This is a genomic window from Allorhizobium sonneratiae (assembly GCF_023700755.1).
GTDB classification, from domain to species: Bacteria; Pseudomonadota; Alphaproteobacteria; order Rhizobiales; family Rhizobiaceae; genus Allorhizobium; species Allorhizobium sonneratiae.
In genome coordinates this window covers 187005-208671 of sequence record NZ_JAMKOJ010000007.1, presented here as the reverse complement: position 1 = coordinate 208671, position 21667 = coordinate 187005, and the positions used below count along the sequence as shown (strand labels likewise).

The window sequence follows — 21667 nt, the reverse complement described above, 5'->3', positions numbered from 1 at the left end:
ATGGGATCACGCTCACTCATAAATATCGAGCCGTCCCTCCGTCAGGATCATCCGCCGGGCATCGACCTGATCCATCAGCACAAGATCATGGGTGGCGATGACCACCGCCGTTCCCAGCCGGTTGAGTTCGAGAAACAGGCTGAGCAGGCGGCGCGCCATCGGTGGATCGACATTGCCGGTCGGCTCATCGGCCAACAGGAGTTCCGGTCGGTCAATCAGGGCGCGGGCGATGGCGACACGCTGCTTTTCTCCACCGGAGAGAATGGGCGGAAGGACATTGATCCGTTCGCCAAGCCCGACCCATCGCAACAGTTCCAGCACATCCTGCCTATAGGACGACTCCTCCTTGCCGCGCACCCGAAGCGGCAGGGCGACATTCTCATAGGTGGTCAGATGGTCGAGCAACTGGAAATCCTGAAAGACAATGCCGACGCGCCGGCGCAGAAGCGGTAACTCATCACGCGGAATCTGGGTGATATCGCGGCCAAAACTGCGGATCAGCCCACGGGTAGGCTTCAGCGACATGAACAGCAGCCTGAGGAGCGTGGTCTTGCCCGCACCGGAAGGCCCGGTCAGGAACTGGAAGGAGCGTTTCGGGATGTCAAAGGTCAGGTCGCGGAGAATTTCCGGTCCCATTCCGTATCGCAACCCGACATTCTCGAAGTGAATCAAGAGACACCCGCTCTTCTTAGCCCGTCAAAGCACTTTTTACCAACGCATCACGATCGGACGCAACCGGTTCATGGCTTAAAGCTTACATCCTTGCCGCAGATGGATTTTCGTTTTGTCTCTGTCAGACGCTGTCTGACACCAAGAATAGCCCATCCACACGATCACGACTCATCAAAAACATGATTCGACGATGAGCGGCAACAGTCATCATAACAGAACCGCTTTGCATCTGCGCCCTCCATGCACCTTGCAATGGCTGCTCAGGTTGAGGCCGGCAAGTCTCTTGCTCAGCATTTCAAGCCTTTCGGCTCAACCTTAGAGGATCGTTAACCATTAAAATTTACCTCTTGTAAAAGAGGTTTCGGCCCGCGCCGAGACGCCTGCGGATGTTGAAACCAGCGCCGATTGGCGCAAGAGGAGGCGTGCATGGCTGTTTTTCGCTCCCGTCGGGCAAACGCCGAACCGGACATCGACCTCCTGCCGCCCGAGCGGCCCGCAGCGCGCACCCGCCCGGCCCTGCATCTGAGCGCCGATTTTGAGGATGCCCGGTTCGTAACACTGAAAAATCCGGTTGAGGATATACGGAGCCGCATCGAAACCGGTTGGCACGGGAAAAGCGTGACAAAGCCACCGGCACTTGTGTGGCATCATCGGCTGAGCAACATGATGACGGCGGCAGAGAGACAGTTGCGGCGCATGCCAAGACGCTTCTTTCTGTCCTGGCTTGCCGTGGCCTGTCTGGTGGTGTTTCTCCTGTCTGGCGGGGCCGGTCTCTTTCTCAGCCCCCCGCCTGCGGCAGTGGCCATCAACCCGCTGGCCTTTACCCATGTGACCCTGACACGGCAGCAGGCGGCGGGAATGCCCGTCCTGCGCATCAATGCCATCATCCTGAACCAGACGGACCGCTATGAGCCGCTGAAACCCATCCGCGCCGAGCTTTACGATGACGGACACCTGATCTCCACGACAGTGATTGCAGCCCCTGCCCTTGGGCTCGGCCCAGGAGAAAGCCGCGGATTTTCCGCAAGATTGCGCCATCCCGGCGGCAAGATACCGGAACTCAAACTGTCTTTCGGCAAGGAGACTGCACAGGCTGCCAGAATGTGATATGGGCAACCACCACAAAAACCGGAGTGATCATGCCTATCGTGCGCGGAAAAACCATTGAACCCCTCTTCACCGCCGAAACCATTGCCGCCCGCAACATCGAGCTGGCGACAGAGATTGCCAAAGGTCCCTCTGACGATCTTCTGGTGATTTCGGTGCTCAAGGGCTCCTTCGTCTTTGCCGCCGATCTGATCCGGGCGCTGCATCATGCCGGTCTTGCGCCGGAAGTGGAATTCATCACGCTTTCCAGCTATGGCGCCGGCACGGTGTCGCGCGGGGTGAAAATCATCAAGGACATCGACAGCGACGTCAAAGGCCGCAATATCCTGCTCATCGACGACATTCTCGAATCCGGTCGGACGCTGAAATTCGCCCGCGACCTGATGTATGAGCGCGGCGCAGCCCATGTCTCGATTGCCGTCCTGCTCGACAAGAAGGTCAAGCGGCAGGAAGATTTCGAAGCCGATCATGTCGGCTTCGAATGCCCCGACTATTTCGTTGTCGGCTATGGCATGGATGTCGCCTATGCCTTCCGCGAACTGCCCTTTGTCGGTGTCGTCACCGGCGATGCCGCCTGAGAATCAGCCGGACCCTGACCGGGTCCGGCTTTGCCTGAATGCAAACCGACAAAGGCGAAGATCTTTCAATTTCGTTAAAGGCCTCAAAAGACAAGTCGTGAAATTTGCGTCAAAGCGAAACATTTCCGACGCAGATTCAAGTATATTATTAACCATACCATCGTCCAGGCCGGGACTTGTTTACCGATCGCAAAGGAAAAACTGGTGATTTGATCGCCAGGATGAGAAATATAAGCGATTCGAAAAACGCTTCAGGCAATCTGCCTGCTGGATTGTCCTGAAAAAAGACATTTACACTTTCCAAACCATGACGGTGCGGGAACGGCTCATCAAGGGAATGTGGGTATGGCCAGGATTTTGATCACCGAGGATGAGGATTCGTTGCGATCCTTCGTTGCCAGAGCATTGAGGCTGGATGGGCATGAAACCCATGAGGCCGCCGACGGCGCCGAAGGACTGGAACTTCTGGCCACCACCGATTTCGACCTGTTGCTCTCCGACATCCGCATGCCGGTGATGGACGGGATCGAACTGGCGCATCGCGCCCATTCAAGCTTTCCCGGCCTGAAAATCCTGCTGATGACCGGCTATGCCGAACAGCGCGAACGCGCCGAGGACCTGATGGAAAAGGTCATCGATGTCGTGGCCAAACCCTTTGCCCTGCCCGATATCCGCAGGGCCGTGGCCGTCGCGCTCGCCTCNTGCTGATGACCGGCTATGCCGAACAGCGCGAACGCGCCGAGGACCTGATGGAAAAGGTCATCGATGTCGTGGCCAAACCCTTTGCCCTGCCCGATATCCGCAGGGCCGTGGCCGTCGCGCTCGCCTCCTAGTGGATTGAATTTGACATTTGATACCCATTTGCGGCACCCTCTGAGATCAAATGTCAAATTCTTAAAAATCCAATAGAAACATAGTGATAGCGAGCGGTCTTTATGATCGTAACATTGGCACTCAACGGTGCAGCAATCGGTAGCAAATGTTACGATCAGACCACGAGAGTTTGTCAGGGAAAAGTGGTTACCGGTTTTCCCGCAAAGACAAACGAAAACAAAGAATGGTACTGCATAATTCCTTAAATCGGAATCGATTTAAGGATAAAATTATGCAGCAAATTAAAAGTGCTACAGCGACCTTTGTGCGCCATATATGGCGCACGGCGCTGTAGAGTCTGTCTGGTTCAATCTGAACCTGACAGACTCTAAGGGCAAGAGGATCTCAACCATTCAACGATCTTACTGCAGATCGAGCAGCCGCTCCAGATAGCGGCGCTCTTCCTCGGGACTTGCCTGATCACCCAGCTTTTCCCGGATGGCGTCGAGAATCTCGCGGGCCCGCTGTACATCGATATTATCAGGGATCTTGACCTCTTCACCGGTTTCAGGGCCGGAATTGGGCCGCGGACGACCAAGAGGGTCCCGCCCGGCCTGATTGCCACCCGGCTGGCCCTGACTGCCGCGCATAGCCTGCATCATCCGGTTCATCATCTCTCTTGCGCCTTGCCGCAAGGCTTCCAGTGCCCGTCCCTGCGATTGCACAGCGCCCTCTCCATCTCCCTCACCGAGGGAGCGACCCGCACGCCCCATTTCCTTGCCCGCATCGCCAAATTTCTGGCCGGGATCGATACCGAGCTTGCCAAGGCCCTTTTGCACCTCGCCCAACTGCTTGCCCAATTGATCCTGCCGCTCGCGCAAGCCTTTCAGCGCCTCGCGCAATTGCTCATCGCTCATCCCGTCGCCCGGCGATGGCTGTTTTTTAGCCCCGGAACCGGGATCCTGCTGCTGGTCGGGATCAAGCCCGTCCATGCCATCATGATCCAGGCCATCATTCATCTGCATCCGGTCCTGCAAGGCCTGATCGAGCTTGAAGGTCTCATCCATCAGCTTCTGCTGATCGCGCATGATCCGGCCCAGCTTTTCCATCTGCTGTCGGGTTTCCCGGGCCTGCCTTTGCTCTTCCGGTGAGGGCGGACTCGGACGTCCGGTCTGCAGATTGTTCATCAGCCGCTGCAATTGCGACAACATCTGCTGCGCGGCATCCTTGTTGCCGGAGCGGGCCAGATTTTCAATCTGGTCCATCATCGTCTTCAGGTCCTGCTCACTCAACACCCGGTTTTGCGCATTGCGCTCGGCCTGCTGGCTGTTTTGCGGCGGTTGGCGGGCAGCAAGCGCCTTCAGATAGTCCTGCATCGCCTTGCGCAAAGCATCCATGCGCTGCTTGATCTCCGCATCCGACGCATTGCGGTTGAGAGCATCTGAGAGATCCTTCTGCGCCTGCGCGAGTTTCTGCTCGGCCTCGGCCAGTTCTCCGCCATCGATGCCAAGGGCAATCTGCCAGAGATAATCGGCCGTGTCCTTGAGATCATCCGTGTTGCGGGCAAGCTTCATCCGCATCCGCGCCGAGGTGATCAACAGGTAATGGGACAGATTGGGGATGGTTTCATCGGCCCTGAGCGTCAAAGCCTCGTTCAGTGCAATGGCGCGCGGCAACTGCCGTGTATCGCGGGCAAAAACCTGCCGCTCCTCCGCCACCGCTGCCGCCAGCGGCTCGACGAAATTGCGGCTCGGCATGATCATCTCGACCGGCGCACTGCGTCCCTCCTGCCCAAGCCCGTCCTTGGCCACGAGGGTGATGCGCACCTTTTGGCCCGCCCAGGGACTGTCGGAGAGATTGCGGCTGGTAACGGCCTTGACCTTCTTTTCATTATGGCCCGGCAGATCGAGCCGGTAGTCCGGCAACGGATAAAGCGGCTTGGCATTGGCATCCGCATCGACAGGCACGATTTCGGCATGGGCCTCCTGCAGGCCGTAATCGTCGCTTGCGGTAAAGCCGATCTCCAGCGCGCCGTTGACCGTCGCTTTCGGCTTGCCGTCAAAGGCGATCACCGGCGGCCTGTCGGGCACGACCGTCACGGCCCACTGCCGTTTGCCGACCGTCAGCCTGCCGCTTTCGGCGAGCGTCAGCGCCAGACTTTGCCCCTCATTCTCCTGTGCATCCTGCTTTTGCGGCGATTGAAAGGCCACTGTCTTGCCGCTGGAGTCCAGTCTGTAGGCAGCATCCGCATCTTCGACACTGCCACTGACGCGGATTGTCAATTGCGATTTGAACGGCACAGAAAGCGATGCAGCGCTTTCGCCTTGCGTTCCCGCCCCTTGCGCTCCCACCCCTTGTGTACCTGTCAGGAAAATCGGCGCACGGCCCGTATAGGCGGGCGGCGTGATCCAGGCGTCGAGCCGCAGCCCCGGCTGATCAGCGCTGACACGGTCAAAGCGCAGGGCATCGGCGATCTCACCCGCCCCGTTCGAGCCGGAATAGGCAAAGGCCACCGCCAGCATCAGCGCCGGTATGGCGCGCAACCCCATCCGGTCAAAACGGGCAATATCCGGCCTTGGAAAACCCGGATCGAGCCTGGAAATCGTCTCCGCCATACGCCGCCGGTGCTCGGCATAAAGCGCTCTGGCAAAGGGCGTGTCCAGTGCCAGCGGATCCGTCTGCGCCAGAACAGGTTGATGTGGCAGACGATTGCGCTCTTCCAGCATACGGTCGGCGGCCGATGTCGTTGGAAAGCGCAGTCTCAATAACGGCAGGAGCGAAGCGACAAAGCCGAAAACCAGACAGAAAACCACAGGCCAGCGCATAAGCGCAGGCATCTCGCGAAACAGGCCGAACCAGGCAAGGGAAAGGAAAACAGCCGCAAGGCTCAAGGGCCAGAGCAGAAGCGGGGCCAGACTTTCGCTGAGAAGAACCAGCTGCGCCAGAACGCGGTTGACGCTTATACGACGGTTGAGCGCGCGCTCCGTCCCGCCCTTGTTCTGCTCATCCTGTTTCCTGCCGGGCAAGGCCATGCATCCTCTCCGCATCCTTTCCGGTCTTGCGCCGGTCGGGCTGCTCACTGCCGCTTCACGGATCGGTGATCCTTACCGGTCAGGATAGCATTCTTTATGGCGAAGACGAGGGGAAGGCTGCATTATCCAGCCTGATCGTTCAGCCAGTCCGGAATTTTATCGAGCCCGATCAGCTCTTCATACGTCTGGCGCGGACGGATGACATGGAAATCAGCCTCCTTGACCAGCACTTCCGGCACGAGACGGCGGGTATTGTAGCTGGACGATTGCGTTGCACCATAGGCACCGGCGGACCCGATGGCGAGAAGATCGCCGGGCTTCGGCTCGGCCATCTCCCGGTCGAGCGCCAGATAATCGCCGGTTTCGCATACGGGACCGACAACATCCGCCTTGATCCGTGGCGTCTCTGCTGTGGCCAGCTCAACCGGGCGCAGATCGTGATAGGCTTCATAGAGCGTCGGGCGGATCAGATCGTTCATCGCCGCATCGACGATGACGAAACGCTTCTCGCCGCCATCCTTCACGTAAATCACTTCCGTGACCAGAATACCGGCATTGCCGACAATCAGACGTCCGGGCTCCGCCACGACACGGCAGCCGAGACCGCCAAGCTGCTCCTTGAGAACCGCCGCATAGGCGGCAGGTTCCGGCGGCGGGCTGTTGTCGCTCTTATAGGGAATGCCAAGACCGCCGCCGACATCGACGTGATCGATCCGGTGTCCATCCGCGCGCAGGGTCTCGACCAGTTCGCGCATCAGCCGGAAAGCATCGGCAAAAGGCTGAAGCTCGGTGATCTGGCTGCCGATATGCATATCGATGCCGCAGGCCTCGATACCCTTCAACTCGGCCGCGCGGGCATAGACGGCACGGGCACGCTTGAAGGAAATACCGAACTTGTTTTCCTTCTTGCCGGTGGAAATTTTCGCATGGGTGCGGGCATCGACATCGGGATTGATGCGAAAGGAAACGCGCGCCTTTTTACCCGCTTTCAAAGCCCGCTGGTTCAGAACTTCCAGCTCCGGCTCGGATTCGACATTGAAGCAGTAAATACCCGCTTCAAGCGCAAAATCCATTTCCTGCGGCGTCTTGCCAACACCGGAAAACACGATGCGGCTGGCCGGAATGCCCGCCTCAAGCGCCCGGCGCACCTCGCCTTCCGACACCGCATCGGCACCGGCGCCGAGCCTTGCCAGCGTTTTCAGCACTGCCTGATTGGAATTGGCCTTCACCGCATAGCAGACCAGCGCATCCAGGCCGGACAGCGCCTCGGCAAAGACCTGATAATGGCGGGTCAGCGTTGCGGTGGAATAGCAGTAAAACGGTGTGCCAACAGCCCTGGCAATCTCGGCCACCGACACATCTTCGGCGTGGAGCACGCCGTCACGATACTGGAAATGATTCACGAAAAGGCCCCGTCAAAGCAGCGGATCGAGGAGAAAATGTTTTTGGGCCGGTTTGGCCGTGCCTGCCTGCCCCTGCGGGGCTGCCGCCGGGCTTGGCGGATCAAGCTCACCCTTGCGGCCACACCCGGACAGGCCAAGACCGACCGAGACCAGAACGACGGCGGAAATCATCACTCTCACATTTGAAGCGGTCATTTTATCCTGTCCGGCAAAACTCTTCATTCTCTCCTACCCAAAAACCGGCTGTCTGTGCACCCTGATTTTTGTGATCGATCCATGCCGGCCCGTGATCAAAACCACGGGACGCGACATGACAGGAGATCAGTTGCGTGCACGCCACCATTTGATCTGCTTTTTCACCTCGTCCGGTGCGGTGCCGCCATAGCTCTTGCGGCTGGCGACGGAGGCATCGACGGTCAACACCGAATAAATGTCCTCGGTGATGGCGGAATGGATCGCCTGCAAGTCTTCAAGGGTCAGATCGGCAAGATCGCAGCCCTTGTCTTCGGCCAGCGCCACGGCACGGCCCGTCACGTGATGGGCGTCGCGGAAAGGCAGGCCTGCCTCACGCACCAGCCAGTCGGCAAGATCGGTGGCGGTGGAATAGCCGCTGCCGGCGGCAGCACGCATACGCTCGGTGCGTACGGTGAGATCGCGGATCATGCCGGTCATGGCCGCCAGCGCCAGTTCGAGGCTTTCGGCAGCGTCGAAGACCTGTTCCTTGTCTTCCTGCATGTCCTTGGAATAGGCAAGCGGCAGGCCCTTCATCACGGTCAAAAGGGCAATCAGCGAGCCATTGATCCGGCCGGTCTTGGCCCGCACCAGCTCGGCGGCGTCCGGATTTTTCTTCTGCGGCATGATCGAGGAGCCGGTGGAAAAGGCATCCGACAGGCGGATGAAACCGAATTGCGGCGTCGACCAGATGACGATCTCTTCGGCAAGCCGCGACAGATGGGTGGCGCAGATGGCCGAGATCGAGAGAAATTCCAGCGCAAAATCGCGGTCGGAGACGGTATCGATGGAATTGCGGGTCGGTTCGCGGAAGCCGAGCGCCCTGGCCGTCATATGCCGGTCGATGGCATAGCCGGTTCCGGCCAGCGCCGCCGCGCCGATCGGGCATTCATCGAGATGCTCGATGGCATGGCGCACGCGCTGGCGATCCCGCCCGAACATTTCCACATAGGCAAGGCAATGATGGCCGAAGGTGACCGGCTGGGCGGTCTGCAGATGGGTAAAGCCCGGCATGACGCTGTCGGCATGCTCTTCGGCCCGGTCGAGAAAGGCGGTGATCAGATCGCTCAGCAGACTTTCGGCCTTCTGCAGCTCCTCCTTGACCCAGAGGCGGAAATCCAGCGCCACCTGATCGTTGCGCGAGCGGGCGGTATGCAGGCGTCCTGCCGCCGGGCCGATCATCTCGGCCAGACGGGCTTCGATATTCATGTGAATGTCTTCGAGCTTGCGCGAGAAGGTGAAGCGGCCTTCCTCGATCTCCGTCTGGATGGTTTTCAGCCCCGCGACAATTTTATCTTTATCCTCAGGCGAAATAATGCCTTGATGGGCCAGCATGGTGGCATGGGCAATCGAACCGCGAATGTCCTGCGCATAGAGCTTCTTGTCGAAATCGATGGAGGCGTTTATCTCCTCCATGATGGCGGCCGGGCCGGAAGCGAATCGACCGCCCCACATCTGGTTGGAGGAGGTTTCGTTCTTCATTTCCTCAGCCATGGCGACAAAATCCTGGAGACGTCGATGACGAAAAAGAGACCGCTCGGGCTTCCTTCCGCCAGATTGATTATCATTGCGGCGATTGCCGGGCTGATTGCCGGCGCGGTTGCGGTATACGTGAAAGAGACCGGGTCTGGCAATGGGGCCGAACAGGCCTCTTCCGGCGGCTGCCACGCAACCACTGCCGAAATCAAGGCGCTCGATCCGCTGATCCATGGCGAGGTGGCGGCCCTTGTTGCAGCCAATCCGCCACGCATGATCGACGGTCTGACCTTTACCGACGCCAAGGGGGACACGAAAACCCTGGCCGATTTCAAAGGCAAACCCCTGCTGGTCAACCTCTGGGCCACCTGGTGCATTCCCTGTCGCGAAGAAATGCCCGCCCTCAACAGCCTGCAGGCAGCGATGGGAGACAAGGATTTCGACATCATCGCCATCAATATCGACACGGGTGGCGACGAGAAGCCGAAAACCTTCCTGAAGGACTATCATATCGATAAGCTCGCCGCCTATCGCGACGCCAGCATGGCCTCGTTCAACACTCTGAAGAAGCAGGGCCTTGCCTTCGGTCTGCCGGTAACGCTGGTGCTCGACCGCAAGGGCTGCCTGATTGCCTCGATGAACGGGCCTGCCGCCTGGGCAAGCGAGGACGCCAAAAGCCTGATTGCCAAACTGAAAACACTTTGAATTCAGATAGAGAGACGAGATCATGATGAAAATCTGGGGCCGCACCAATTCCACCAATGTCAAGAAAGTTCTCTGGATGGCCGAAGAGCTTGGCCTGACCTATGAGAGGATCGATGCGGGCGGTGCTTTCGGCGTCGTCGACGATCCGGCCTTTCGCGCCATGAACCCGAACGGGCTCGTTCCGGTTTTGCAGGATGGCGATGTGACCTTGTGGGAATCCAACACCATTGTCCGCTACCTTGCCGACGCCCATGGCGGCGAGCGTTTCGGATTCGCCTCTGTCGCCGCAAGAGCAGGGGCGGACAAATGGATGGACTGGACCTCCGGGACGGTCGCCGTCCTCATGGTGCAAATCATCGTCGGTTATGTGCGCACCGCGCCGGAAAAACGGGACATGGAAAAGATCAAAGCCGTGACGGAGACGCTCGGCCAGAAGCTCGCCCTTGCCAATGCCGCTCTCGAAGATCAACCTTTTCTTTCCGGCGCCAACCTGGGCATGGGCGATATTCCGCTCGGCTGCTTCATCTATCCCTGGTTCGAACTGCCGCTGGAACGCCCGGACCTGCCAGCGCTTGCGGCCTGGTATGAACGCCTGAAACAGCGCCCCGCCTATCAGACCACGGTCATGATCCCTCTCACGTGACAGCCGCAGCAGCGTTTGCCAGGCAAAATGGCAACCGCTTTTCCGTCAGGACACGTTCTATCGCATGGCCGCTTCCGTCCAAACACGGATCGGCATCGACCGAGATCGCGGTGGCTCATAATGACGAGCGAGCGCCAGAAGCCCGGTCTTGAGCATCAGCTTGGCGGAACGGGCCGGCCATTGCCGTTCCCGTTCCACGCTTTCCAGCCCTTTGCCGAAACAGCAGACATCGAGCACAACGCCGGAAAGCTCAGGACCAAGCGCATCGATGGCAGCATTCACCCGGTTTCGGGCCGAGAGCGCGGTATCGCATAAATCCGGCGTGACAGGACGGCCTTTCTGCTTTTGCGCAAGCCTTGGCTGCCAAGAGGCGGTCATGCGGGGTTGCAATTGGCCCTTTTCAAAATCCGCAGCCAGCTTTTCGCCAGCAGCTAGAGCGTCCTGCGGGAAATAAGACTGTCCATTCCGATCTTTCAGTCGGAATAGAGCTGATAGTGTCGAGTGATCGCGATTATGCGTCGCAGTCTGCCAGCCTTCCGGTCCATCGATGCGGATCTCTGCCCGCTCGCCATGCTGGGCGGAAAAACCCTCCTGAGCCTGCGCCTGCTCCATGCGCAGGAGGAATGCCGCCGCTTCCGGCAGGGTTTCCAGCCTCTCCCCCTGCTGGCGCAGCAAGCCATCGGCAAGTGCCTTGCGCAGCATTGCCGCAGGAAAGCGCGCAAGCAGCATGTCGTCCTCACGCCGGAAGATTCCGACACTGTCATCAGCCTCCTGCCGCGCCACAACCTTGCGATTGGCCAGACGCAAGAGCCGCGCCATGCTTTTTCGCTCATTCATAGCGATATCCTTTCGCAACGCTCGACATGGCAGAGACAATCCGCTCCAGCCCTATCAACAACTCGTCCAGCGCCTTGTTATCGCGGCGGTCTTCGATCACATGGCAGGCATAGCTGACTGTGCTGCGATCATAGCCAAAAGCCAGGGCCACCTCGTTTTGTGGAAGCCCTAGAACCACATGGCACAGATACATGGAAATCTGCCGCACCTGACTTCTGTGCCGACGGCGATTGCTGCGCTGAAGTGCGGGATGCGCAAGAAGTCCCATAACCTCATCGGTCACTCTGTTAACGCTATGGCAAAGGGCACGTGTGGCGATATCAGCCGACAAGGAACTATCTGATGGAATATCGAGCATAATGAAATCTCCCAAAATAGGATTTTATTCATATAATGCTCAAAAACAGGGTGAATAAACTTTTAGCGCAACAATGCCTTGAGTATTGATTTTAATATAGAAATTCAAAATAATCAGAATGAATAAAGGATTTTATTCCACATCTCAAACAGGAATCCATAAATTTTAAGGGGTTTATTGTGCAAGGCACAACTCTAAACAGAAATTCAAGTAAAGATTTGAATATGCTGTATAATTCCTTAAATCTCACTGGATCTTAAGGAATGGTGCCGTCACGCCTTATAGAAAACCCGAGCACGTCAGGCATGCGCGAGAACCGCTCAGAATTTCATTCCGGGGATAGCGAGCGGATTGCTGTCAAGCGCCTGACGATCGGCACGATCAACACCAATTTTGCCTGTAAAACTGTCGAACAAGGAACGGACATAATCCTCATCCAGACCATCGACAATCAGAACCATGCGGCTGCGCCGGTCAGCCTGATCAGGCCAGGCTGCAAGGCGATGAGGCGGGGTAAACATGCTCTGCACCCCATGAATGACGAGAGGCCGGTCCGGATTGTCACTCAGGGCGAAAATCGCTTTCATGCGCAAAAGCTTCGGACCGTGGGCAGAGCGCAGGAGATCAATGAACATCTCCAGCGCCACCGGTGCAATCAAACCATCATGAAGCAATGAAAAGGAGCGAATACTGTCGCCATGACGCGAATGATCATGATGGTGATGGTGATGGTGATGGTGAGCATGGTCATGGTCATGGTCATGGTCATGGTCATGGTCATGGTCATGGTCATGGTCATGATGGTGATCTGGATCGTCCGCCTCGTCCAGAAGCCAACCCATGACATCGGCAGATTTGGTCGCGGGATCGTAAAGCCCGGTCTGCAAAAGGTCAGCCTGTCCGGCGGCATCGCTCTCGGCCATAACAATCGGAGCACGTGGATTAAGCGCCCGTAATCGGTGATGAACGGCATCGAGAGCGGGGCGGTCACCCGCGTGTGTTTTGCTCAGCACCAACCGGTCCGCCACCGCCACCTGCCGCCGCGCCTCTTCATAGCTGTCAAGCGTGGCAAGCGCATGGATCGCATCGACCACCGTCACCACCCCCTCAAGCTGAAAAGACTGCGAAAGAACCGGATGGCCGATGACCGACTGCATGACCGGCGCCGGGTCGGCCAGACCGGTGGTTTCAATAACCACCCGCGACAGTCGGGCAATCCGGCCCGTCTGCATGGCATCCATCAGTTCGGCAAGCGTATCAATCAGCTCACCGCGCACCGTACAGCACAGGCAGCCATCGGAAAGCGCAATCATCGAATCGCCCGAGGACTCAACCAGAAGATGGTCGATCCCGACCTCGCCGAACTCGTTGATGATCACCGCGGCGTCCCGCATGGCGGGATCTTTCAAGAGCCGGTTGAGCAAGGTCGATTTGCCCGCTCCGAGAAAACCGGTCAGGATCGAAACGGGAATGCGATCGGCAAAGGCGGCCATGAGATGAGCGTCCTTAACGTGGTTTCGTCTTCAGCCTCTTTAATTCCCAGGCCGTTGCGACGGCATGGGCACACCACTCATCTGCTTCAGCGAGGCCTTCTTGTTCTTGACCGGTGTTGGCGCCGGCGGCTCGGTTCCGGGAATGAGGCCGGCAAAGACGGTGACGGGTGGTGCTGTCATCTCATGAATATAGGGCGATTGCGGCTTGAGACGACCGCTCGGATCACGGGTCTCGCTGCGTCTCTTGCGCGCTTCCGTCGAGCAGATTTCAGCCGAAATATCATTGACGGCGTCCAGCCCTTCCGGGCTTTCGGGACGAAGGGCGGCAAGCGGAATACCGCGAGCCTGCGGCTCATCGAAATATTTCTGCAAGAGATCGGCAGACATATCGGCCCGCGCCATCAGACTGTCGGCACCAAGCACGACGGACAGCAATGTGCGACCATTGCGGGTGGCGGAGGTAACCTGATTATAGCCAGAGGCGCAGATATAACCGGTCTTCATCCCGTCTGCTCCGTCGAAACGGCCGATCAGCATGTTGACATTCGGATAGACATGCTTGCCGGTGTTGATCGCCTCGATACGGAAATAGCCGGAATATTGCGGAAATTCGCGCCGGATCGTCACCGCCAGAACGGCCAGATCGCGGGCCGAGGTATATTGCCCCGCCTCCGGCAGACCGTTCGGATTGACGTAATGGGTGGAAGCAAGACCGAGGCGGGCGGCTTCCGCATTCATCCGCTGGACGAAACCTGCCTCGCTGCCCCCAATCCGTTCGGCAATCGCCATGGCGATATCATTGGCGGATTTGACCAGCATCATCTTCAGCGCATTGTCGAGGGTCATCTTCGCGCCGGGGCGGAAATACATTTTAGACGGGGCCTGTGCCGAGGCGAGCGGCGTCATCGTCACTTCGCTGTTGAGTGTCACCTCGCCCGTTTTCAGGGCGCGAAAGGTGACATAGGCCGTCATCAGCTTGGTCAGCGAAGCCGGATACCACTTCTTGAAGCTGTCCTGATGCTGCAGCACCGTCATGGTGTTGACATCGACGACCAGAATGGGATTTGCCGCGGCAACGGCAGGTATCAACAGAGCGAACAGGGCCAAAACGGCAACGCTGCGCCGGACGAGACTCAAGATCATGAGAAACAGCAACCTCTCTTGACGGGTATGTTTCCGGCTGCGGCGAATGTCTCTCGCAACGCGCCACCATATGCCCTATAAGACATGACATGGCGAAGCAATGGCAAAGCAACATCGCCGCGTCAATCGCAACTTCGCAGGATAAAGCCGGAAAGCACCAGCTTCCCAAGCATGTGATCAGGAAGTCCTATGCCCATTTTGAACCGAGCCGCCGAACTGGAAGCCGATGTACGGGAATGGCGGCACTATTTGCACCAGAACCCGGAACTGCTTTACGATGTCCACGACACCGCCGCCTTTGTTGCCGAAAAATTGAAGAGCTTCGGTGTGGACGAGATTGTCGAAGGCCTGGGCAAAACCGGTGTGGTTGGCCTCATTCATGGCCGCAGCGGAGCATCCGGCAGGGTGATCGGCCTCAGGGCCGACATGGACGCCCTTCCCTTGTCTGAAATCACCGGCAAACCATGGGCATCCCAGCGGCAAGGCATGATGCATGCCTGCGGTCATGACGGCCACACTGCCATGCTTCTGGGCGCAGCCCGCTATCTGGCAGAGACCCGCAGCTTTACCGGAACGGTGGCGGTCATCTTTCAACCCGCCGAGGAAGGTGGCGCCGGCGCCGATGCCATGATCAAGGATGGGTTGATGGAACGCTTCGCCATCGAGGAAGTCTATGGCATGCACAATATGCCGGGCATGGCCGTCGGCACATTTGCCATGCGCAAGGGCGGCATCATGGCCGCGCCCGACAAATTCTTCATCACCATCAAGGGCCGGGGCGGCCATGCCGCCGAACCACATCGCGCCATCGACCCGATTGCCATCGGGGCGGAAATCGTCACGAACCTGCAACTGATCGCGGCGCGCAATGCCAATCCAGTCCACTCGCTGGTGATTTCCGTCACCCGTTTTCAGGCTGGCACAACCCATAACATCATTCCTGAAGAAGCACATCTGACCGGCACGGCCCGCACCCATGACGACGCTATGCAGGACCTCGCCGAACGGCGCATCCGCGAAATCGCCACCGGCATCGCCGCCGCCCACGGAGCAAGCGCCGAAGTCGTTTATGAGCGCCCCTGCCCCGTCACCAGCAATCATCCGCAGGAAACCGATTACGCTGCCCGCGCCGCCATCGACATCGCAGGCGCGGCCAATGTTAACACCGCGGTCGAGCCCTCTATGGCCGGAGAGGATTTCGCTTTCATGCTCAAGGCCCGCCCCGGCGCCTATATCATGATCGGCAACGGGGATACGGCCGGGCTGCACAATCCTGCCTATGACTTCAATGACGACGCGATCGCCTATGGCATTTCCTACTGGGCCAAGCTGTGCGAGCAAAGGCTCGGCCCTGCCTGAGTGCATGATGAAAGGACTTGGCTTTCATGCGCCGGTTTTGTATGGAGGAGCATGATGGTCCCGTAGCTCAGCAGGATAGAGCATCAGATTCCTAATCTGAGGGTCACGCGTTCGAATCGCGTCGGGATCACCATATCGCCCAGAGCTTGTCGTACAGGAAACCAAGCTTCTTTGCTTGAGAGCACAATCCGAACGGAGTGAAACGAGTATCGATAAGATTGTGCTTCAAAAAGAAAATCTTGGAGCGCCGATCTGATGCAATCAGATCGAATCGCGCTCTAGGGATAGAAAATCCTCACCTTGCCGTGTTGATGTCATATTTTCACGAGCTTTTTGGATTTAAGACGTAAAATCCCGAGGACAGAGCCGGGCGAACCGCGCATCGGTGAGGGCAAAGCTTGCAAGCCCCTCGATTTTGGAGTGAACAGGTGAGCATAAGAAACGCGAAAACAGAGATGGCGAACCAACCCACTCCTCATCCCGTGCGCAGGCTTCCATCAGAGCGTAATGCCCTGATTGGCCCGACATCGGCCGCCCGCTGGCTGCTCGTCGCCATTCTGCTGGCGGGGGTCTACTTCTTTTATGGCTTTGTCGTGCCTATTCTGGCCGCGACCGTTATCGGCATTGCCAGTTGGCCACTCTACCGGCGTATCCTGTCCCTGACAAAGGGGAACCGGACGGTCGGCGCGACCGTGGCGATTATCTTTGTCGTCTTCTTCATCGTCACGCCGATCACGCTGGCCGGGCTTTACGCAGTCAACGAAATCAAGCATTGGGGCGCCTGGGCACTGAAAGCCAATGAAATCGGCGCCCCGGTTCCCGACTGGATCATTCAGATCCCATTTGCCGGACCGTGGCTTGCCGGCCACTGGGATCAATATGTCGGACATCCCGGTTCCTTGGGCGAAGTGGTGCAACTGGTCAGCGGCGCCAATATCGGCACCATCTATCGCGGCATTCTCGTGATCGGCAGTTCCGCCTTCCATGGCATACTGACCCTGCTCTTCATGCTGATCTCGCTGTTTTTTGTCTATCGCGACGGCGAGCGCATCGTGGCGCAGGTGGATACGGTCGGCGAGCGGATCCTGCCGAGCCGCTGGACAAGAGTGTCACGCCTTGTTCCGATGACCATCAGTTCCACCGTGACCGGCATGACCATGATTGCCGTTGGTGAGGGCATTGTTCTGGGCTGCGCCTACTGGATTGCCGGCGTCTCCTCTCCCGTTACCTTCGGCATCATCACCGGTTTCATGGCGCTGATCCCAGGTGGCGCTCCACTTTGCTTTACGCTGATGTCGATCTATCTGGCCGCAAAGGGATCGTTGATTGCCGGTCTCGGCCTTCTGGCCTGGGGCACGCTGGAACTGTTTATCGTCGACAAGACCTTGCGTCCGCGCCTGGTCGGCGGCCCGATCAAGCTGCCTTTCCTGCCGACCTTTTTCGGACTGGTCGGCGGTGTGAAGACAATGGGCCTGCTCGGCCTGTTTGTCGGTCCGGTCATCATGGCCATTCTGGTGACCATCTGGCGGGAATGGCTGATCGAGGCACAGGACGCAAAAAACGAGTCCCGGGCATAATCTCTTCAATCCGCCGGGATTGAACAGTCAGTTGAATCATCCCTATTCAGGTAATATAACCAAGGCGTATGGCCTTGGCGATCGCCTGGATACGATTGACCGAATCGAGCTTGATGGTCGCCGATCCAAGATAGGCATTGACCGTATGCACAGACAGGCCGAGATTTTCGGCAATCTCTTCACTGATCCGACCGTCGCCTGCCAATTGCAGACAGGCGATTTCCCGATCGCTCAAAGCCTCCGAGGGTGCATTTTTACGTTCACTGACAGCAATAAGATCCACCATTAAACGGCAGCAGCGATTATGGATGTCGATAATCACATCTGCAGACAGGTCCACCGTCGCCTGAAAGGCAAAAATGACATAACCGTTGCCCACAGTGCCGAGCCGCACGGGAAAGGCAATGCCGCCATAAGACAGTGACGTCGTGGGAAGACGGCTCATAAAAGCGGTGAAACTCCTGCTGCCACAGCAAACCACTTCATCCTTGCTACTCCAGACCAGCGGCAGCAGCAGGTCATCAAGATGGGTCAATAACAGATCACCATAGCAACCGATAAAGGCATCGCTGTTGACACCCACGGTCCAGCTTTCAAAATCGCAATGCAGGCTGCGTTTGCGCGGCAGTCCGGAGCCTGCGACCCGGAAGACGGCAAAACTGCGGGCGCCTAAGGCTTTCTGCATGGCGATCAAACGCGGAAAAAGGTCGCTTCTGGCAGAAACCATCCGTACGCGCGGATCACCCCCGGCCGTCATGCGGCCACTGGATATATCTGCATTAAACGCCATATTCCCTCTTTCTCAAACAAGATTGTTCCGAACCGCATAGGCAATTGCCTCGGATCGGGTCTTGGTTGCCGTCTTACGCATGACGCTGGTGATGTAATTGTTGATCGTGTTGCGCGAAATGCCCAGAATGGTCGCAATTTCATCGCTGGTCTTGCCTTCCGCAATCCAGAACAGGCATTCAAGTTCCCGTTCGGTCAATTCGAAGTCACGATCCGCTTTTTGAGACCTTGCCGACGACAGACTGACACAATAGGCCGCCAGAAGACCGACATCCCGCAGCCGTTCTGGCGAAATAACATAGCCTTCGGGCAGCAGAAGAACGAATCCCAGCCGTGAGCGACCGACATTGAAAAGAACGGAACAATATTGACGGCTGACACCGTCCGGCACATCAAGCTCGTCAGGCAACATGCCAAATTTGGCCTGCATCAGTGTCAGGCATTTTTCCAGCTCCGTCACACGCGTCGCTGAGATCACCATATCTGCGGCAAGTCCGCGCACGAGATCGAAAGGCCAGTTTGCCGTCACCACAAAATCAAGACCATTGTCCTGAATGAGATCATAGCGCGCCAGGAGATAATGCGACGCACCGGCATAATCAGCCAATAGGCGCATGCAGTTACGGATATTTCCCAAAGCGGCTGCCGATGATAGCTGTCCGATCATGGCATCACGGACAGCTTGTCCCTCAGACCTGTTCGACGCCAGATTTCGAATCCCTTGACCGCCTGATGGCTCAAGGAGTTCCATATGCATATCACTCCCCTTTCAAGGGAAAATCGGCCGCCCTTCTCTCTGCTTTACTGCGCAAGCCGCCCATTCCGCAGTTTCGCCACAGGATCCGGGTATAATGCCGAATCACCTGATCCGATTGTAAAACATATGACCGCAAAGTGTTACCTGCTTTTGCGTGACCCACAGGCTTGCATTATCGGCAGAAAATATCCGAATATTCGGAATCACATAAATTAATTTAAAAACAAGAGACTAGATAACGGTAGAGCCTCACTGACGACGGGTTTCCTGTCGAAAGACCGTCACAAAAGTTCAAACGGGAACTCAGATGAGAAAGGAGCTTGGATCAGATTTCTACAGAATCATGCGTTTTATCAAACGCATATAAGATTCTGTAACGCTATAAATTTGCTGTGTAACTCCTTCGTCACTCGATCTCAAACATCCTGCAGAACACCGAAATCTGTCTAAAACTCACAGCTGCTACATAATTGCTTAAACGGAAACGGTTTAAGCAATTATGTAGCAGATTTAAAGCGTTAGAGCGACCGTTATGCGCCATGTTTGGTGCTCGGCGCTATAAAGCGTTTCCGTATTTCGGGACCAAAACCGTTTCACACTTGTGCTGGACATGCCCTAAATCCCGGCTTGAAAACGAAATTGCGCCAGTAGAACTGGCGCAATGATTCTTTCTCGATTTGAAGAGGTGGACGACCTGTTGCGACCGGGAAGGATCAGGCAGCGTTTTCGACCGCCCATTTGCGCAGGATCTTCGCCGCACGCTCTTCCGAAATTTCCACCATCCGTGCCAGCCTGCGTTCCGGACCTTCCTTGACGCGACGGTTGAAACCGCCATTCGGGTCGTTGTCCAGCGCCAGCACATCATCGGCACTGTCAAAGCCGAAGTCGGAGCCGAAGCCGTCCATCAGCGCGCCGCCGCCAGCATCAAGCCCTGGCGAGAAGTCCGGCAGTTCCAAACCGCCCATGCCTTCGCTTGCCCCTTCGGCGGCAACACCACCACCGCCCATCGAACGGACCATCGGACGAATACCCATCCAAACCACAAGGAAGGCAACGGCAAGGAAAGCAACCGAGTTGATGATGCCTGCCATGTTGCGGCTCAGAATTTCCATGATGCTCGGACCGGTCGGTGCCGCATCCAGAAGCTGATTCTCCAGGAAATCCATGGCCGTGACAGTGACGACATCGCCGCGCTTGGGATCAAGGCCGGCCGCCGAACTGACAATCTTCTGCATTTCTGCCAGATAGGCATCGACCTTGGCCTGATCGGCCGGCTTGCCGACCATGGCTTCGATGCGCTGGCGGTTGACGACAACTGCGATGGACAGTTTCTGGACAGTGTAGCCGGTTTTCACCGTGGCAACTGTCTTCGTATTGATTTCGTAGTTGGTCTGCTCTTCTTTCTTGTTCTGCTGGTCAGATGATTCCGGACCGCCGCTGCCACCCTGCGGCGCTGCTTGCGGAATGTTCTGTTCAACAGTTGCCGCAGTGTCCTGCTGGCGCGACTGCGATTTCTGATCATCCTTGGTGACACGCGTCGAGCGCGCCACCTGGGAATTGGGATCATAGATCGTTTCCTGGATTTTCTGCTGATCCGTATTCAAATCCGCCGTCACACTTGAGCGGAAGTTGTCCATGCCAAGAAAAGGGGCCAGAGCCTTGTCGATGTTAGATTCGACTTCCTTCTGCATGGTTTCGGCAGCCGTCAGGTTACGATTGGCAATCCCGCCGGTCTCATCGCCTGTCGCCAAAAGCTGACCTGTTGAATCCAGAATTGTCACATCATCGACCTGAAGCCCCGGGACAGCCGAGGCAACCAGATGCCGGATCGAGGGTGCAGCCTTGCGTCCGATCGCATTGCTGGCACGGATCATCACAGAGGCTGTCGGTTTTTGCTGGCCCTCACGGAAATTGCCAACATCCGGCATGACGATATGCACACGCGCCGCTGCAATGCCATTGATCTGCTGAATCGTGCGGGCGATTTCCCCTTCAAGCGCCCGCACACGGGTGACTTGCTGCATGAAGGATGTCAAACCAAGCGAACCGACATTGTCGAACAGTTCATACCCGGCTGTGGTGCTGTTAGGCAGTCCGCGCTCGGCCAGAAGCAGCCGCGCCTTTCCGGTCATACCAACCTGCACCTGAATGCTTTTCCCATCCGTGCCGGTCTGAAATCCGATACCTGCTTCCGCCAGCGCAAGGCTGATCTGATTGATGTCGGAAGGTTCAAGCCCGACATACAGGGTTTCATAAGCGGGTTTGTTCACATAGATCGCACCGCCGATGATCAAAGCCATCGACACCAGACCCACCCCGGCCATCGTCCACAATTTGGCCGGCCCAAGAGCCGACAGGTTTTTGAGGACTTGCATCAATTGATTCAACAGATTCATTCTGTCTCGCACCGTCAAACAGGAGGTTTCGGCATTACTCTACCCAACCCTAGGATTTGAAACTTGTGCGAACGTTTCCTTCAAAGAAAAAGGAACAGCGCAGCAGAGCTGCTCGACACGAAAACCCGCCTGAATGTTGTTGCTATCATATGTCAGCCCCACTTTTCCCTCAGCGAAGCAGACTTTTAAACCGAAGGTGGGTTCGTTATACAGAAATATGGATGTTGAAAACGAGCCCCGTCTCAAACGAAAACAGAAACGGTTTTTTTAAAAAAACAACAAAAACATATAGAAAAGA

At 57.2% G+C, this 21667-nt stretch carries 20 protein-coding genes and 1 tRNA gene; 9 read left to right on the top strand and 12 right to left on the bottom strand.

Features of this window, described 5'->3' with window-relative positions:
* Positions 1–12 precede the first annotated feature (12 nt).
* The gene (gene ftsE / locus NAC44_RS14255) at positions 13–672 is read right to left on the bottom strand and encodes a cell division ATP-binding protein FtsE (protein WP_250941778.1); all 660 of its coding nucleotides are present in this window, start codon (positions 670–672) and stop codon (positions 13–15) included.
* A 426-nt stretch (positions 673–1098) separates the two neighbouring features.
* Between ftsE and NAC44_RS14250 the strand changes: the two genes are divergently transcribed.
* The 4 genes from NAC44_RS14250 to NAC44_RS21245 all read left to right on the top strand — a co-directional run bounded on the left by NAC44_RS14250 (position 1099) and on the right by NAC44_RS21245 (position 3190).
* Positions 1099–1779, top strand: a complete 681-nt coding sequence (locus NAC44_RS14250; protein WP_250941777.1) for a hypothetical protein — start codon at positions 1099–1101, stop codon at positions 1777–1779.
* Positions 1780–1811: 32 nt separating this feature from the next.
* The gene (gene hpt, locus NAC44_RS14245; RefSeq protein WP_250941775.1) at positions 1812–2357 is read left to right on the top strand and encodes a hypoxanthine phosphoribosyltransferase; all 546 of its coding nucleotides are present in this window, start codon (positions 1812–1814) and stop codon (positions 2355–2357) included.
* Between the two features lie 345 nt (positions 2358–2702).
* On the top strand, positions 2703–3065 hold the full coding sequence (locus NAC44_RS14240; RefSeq protein ID WP_250941773.1) for a response regulator: 363 nt from the start codon (positions 2703–2705) through the stop codon (positions 3063–3065).
* A complete protein-coding gene (locus tag NAC44_RS21245) occupies positions 3065–3190 on the top strand; it encodes a hypothetical protein (RefSeq protein ID WP_274706903.1) in 126 nt (41 codons plus the stop codon). Before NAC44_RS14240 ends, NAC44_RS21245 begins: the two co-directional genes overlap by 1 nt.
* A gap of 402 nt (positions 3191–3592) precedes the next feature.
* Here the strand turns inward: NAC44_RS21245 and NAC44_RS14235 are convergent, their stop codons facing one another.
* The 4 genes from NAC44_RS14235 to argH all read right to left on the bottom strand — a co-directional run bounded on the left by NAC44_RS14235 (position 3593) and on the right by argH (position 9330).
* A complete protein-coding gene (locus tag NAC44_RS14235; protein ID WP_250941770.1) occupies positions 3593–6202 on the bottom strand; it encodes a TIGR02302 family protein in 2610 nt (869 codons plus the stop codon).
* 122 nt (positions 6203–6324) lie between these two features.
* Positions 6325–7605, bottom strand: coding sequence for a diaminopimelate decarboxylase (gene lysA / locus NAC44_RS14230; protein WP_250941769.1), 1281 nt, complete (start codon positions 7603–7605; stop codon positions 6325–6327).
* 12 nt (positions 7606–7617) lie between these two features.
* Positions 7618–7800: an LPS translocon maturation chaperone LptM gene (gene lptM, locus NAC44_RS14225; RefSeq protein ID WP_250941768.1), complete on the bottom strand. Its 183-nt coding sequence runs from the start codon at positions 7798–7800 to the stop codon at positions 7618–7620.
* 126 nt (positions 7801–7926) lie between these two features.
* Positions 7927–9330, bottom strand: coding sequence for an argininosuccinate lyase (gene argH / locus NAC44_RS14220; RefSeq protein ID WP_250941766.1), 1404 nt, complete (start codon positions 9328–9330; stop codon positions 7927–7929).
* A gap of 24 nt (positions 9331–9354) precedes the next feature.
* Between argH and tlpA the strand changes: the two genes are divergently transcribed.
* Together tlpA and NAC44_RS14210 are read left to right on the top strand one after the other, a co-directional pair.
* A complete protein-coding gene (gene tlpA, locus NAC44_RS14215; RefSeq protein ID WP_250941764.1) occupies positions 9355–10017 on the top strand; it encodes a thiol:disulfide interchange protein TlpA in 663 nt (220 codons plus the stop codon).
* 22 nt (positions 10018–10039) lie between these two features.
* Entirely contained in the window at positions 10040–10660 is a 621-nt protein-coding gene (locus NAC44_RS14210) for a glutathione S-transferase family protein (RefSeq protein WP_250941762.1), read from the top strand.
* Between the two features lie 57 nt (positions 10661–10717).
* On the opposite strand, the gene NAC44_RS14205 is transcribed toward NAC44_RS14210, so the two are convergent.
* The 4 genes from NAC44_RS14205 to NAC44_RS14190 form a co-directional block, all read right to left on the bottom strand.
* Positions 10718–11497 carry a DUF6456 domain-containing protein gene (locus tag NAC44_RS14205; RefSeq protein WP_250941760.1) on the bottom strand — a complete coding sequence of 260 codons (780 nt, stop codon included), beginning with the start codon at positions 11495–11497 and terminating at the stop codon, positions 10718–10720.
* Positions 11490–11855: a helix-turn-helix domain-containing protein gene (locus tag NAC44_RS14200; RefSeq protein ID WP_250941759.1), complete on the bottom strand. Its 366-nt coding sequence runs from the start codon at positions 11853–11855 to the stop codon at positions 11490–11492. Before NAC44_RS14200 ends, NAC44_RS14205 begins: the two co-directional genes overlap by 8 nt.
* A 320-nt stretch (positions 11856–12175) precedes the next feature.
* Positions 12176–13348, bottom strand: a complete 1173-nt coding sequence (locus tag NAC44_RS14195) for a CobW family GTP-binding protein (RefSeq protein ID WP_250941758.1) — start codon at positions 13346–13348, stop codon at positions 12176–12178.
* Between the two features lie 39 nt (positions 13349–13387).
* Positions 13388–14491: a D-alanyl-D-alanine carboxypeptidase family protein gene (locus NAC44_RS14190; protein ID WP_250941756.1), complete on the bottom strand. Its 1104-nt coding sequence runs from the start codon at positions 14489–14491 to the stop codon at positions 13388–13390.
* Positions 14492–14680: 189 nt separating this feature from the next.
* Here NAC44_RS14190 and NAC44_RS14185 point away from each other — a divergent pair, with 189 nt between their 5' ends.
* From NAC44_RS14185 to NAC44_RS14175, 3 genes are all read left to right on the top strand, one after another.
* Entirely contained in the window at positions 14681–15850 is a 1170-nt protein-coding gene (locus NAC44_RS14185; RefSeq protein WP_250941755.1) for a M20 aminoacylase family protein, read from the top strand.
* A 56-nt stretch (positions 15851–15906) separates the two neighbouring features.
* A tRNA-Arg gene (locus NAC44_RS14180) sits at positions 15907–15983 on the top strand.
* Between the two features lie 322 nt (positions 15984–16305).
* On the top strand, positions 16306–17427 hold the full coding sequence (locus tag NAC44_RS14175; RefSeq protein ID WP_250941754.1) for an AI-2E family transporter: 1122 nt from the start codon (positions 16306–16308) through the stop codon (positions 17425–17427).
* A 46-nt stretch (positions 17428–17473) separates the two neighbouring features.
* Here NAC44_RS14175 and visR read toward each other — a convergent pair whose 3' ends face one another.
* The 3 genes from visR to fliF form a co-directional block, all read right to left on the bottom strand.
* Positions 17474–18217, bottom strand: coding sequence for a transcriptional regulator VisR (gene visR / locus NAC44_RS14170; RefSeq protein WP_250941753.1), 744 nt, complete (start codon positions 18215–18217; stop codon positions 17474–17476).
* Positions 18218–18229: 12 nt separating this feature from the next.
* A complete protein-coding gene (visN, locus tag NAC44_RS14165; protein WP_250941752.1) occupies positions 18230–18973 on the bottom strand; it encodes a transcriptional regulator VisN in 744 nt (247 codons plus the stop codon).
* Between the two features lie 713 nt (positions 18974–19686).
* A complete protein-coding gene (gene fliF, locus NAC44_RS14160) occupies positions 19687–21369 on the bottom strand; it encodes a flagellar basal-body MS-ring/collar protein FliF (protein WP_250941751.1) in 1683 nt (560 codons plus the stop codon).
* Positions 21370–21667: the final 298 nt, after the last annotated feature.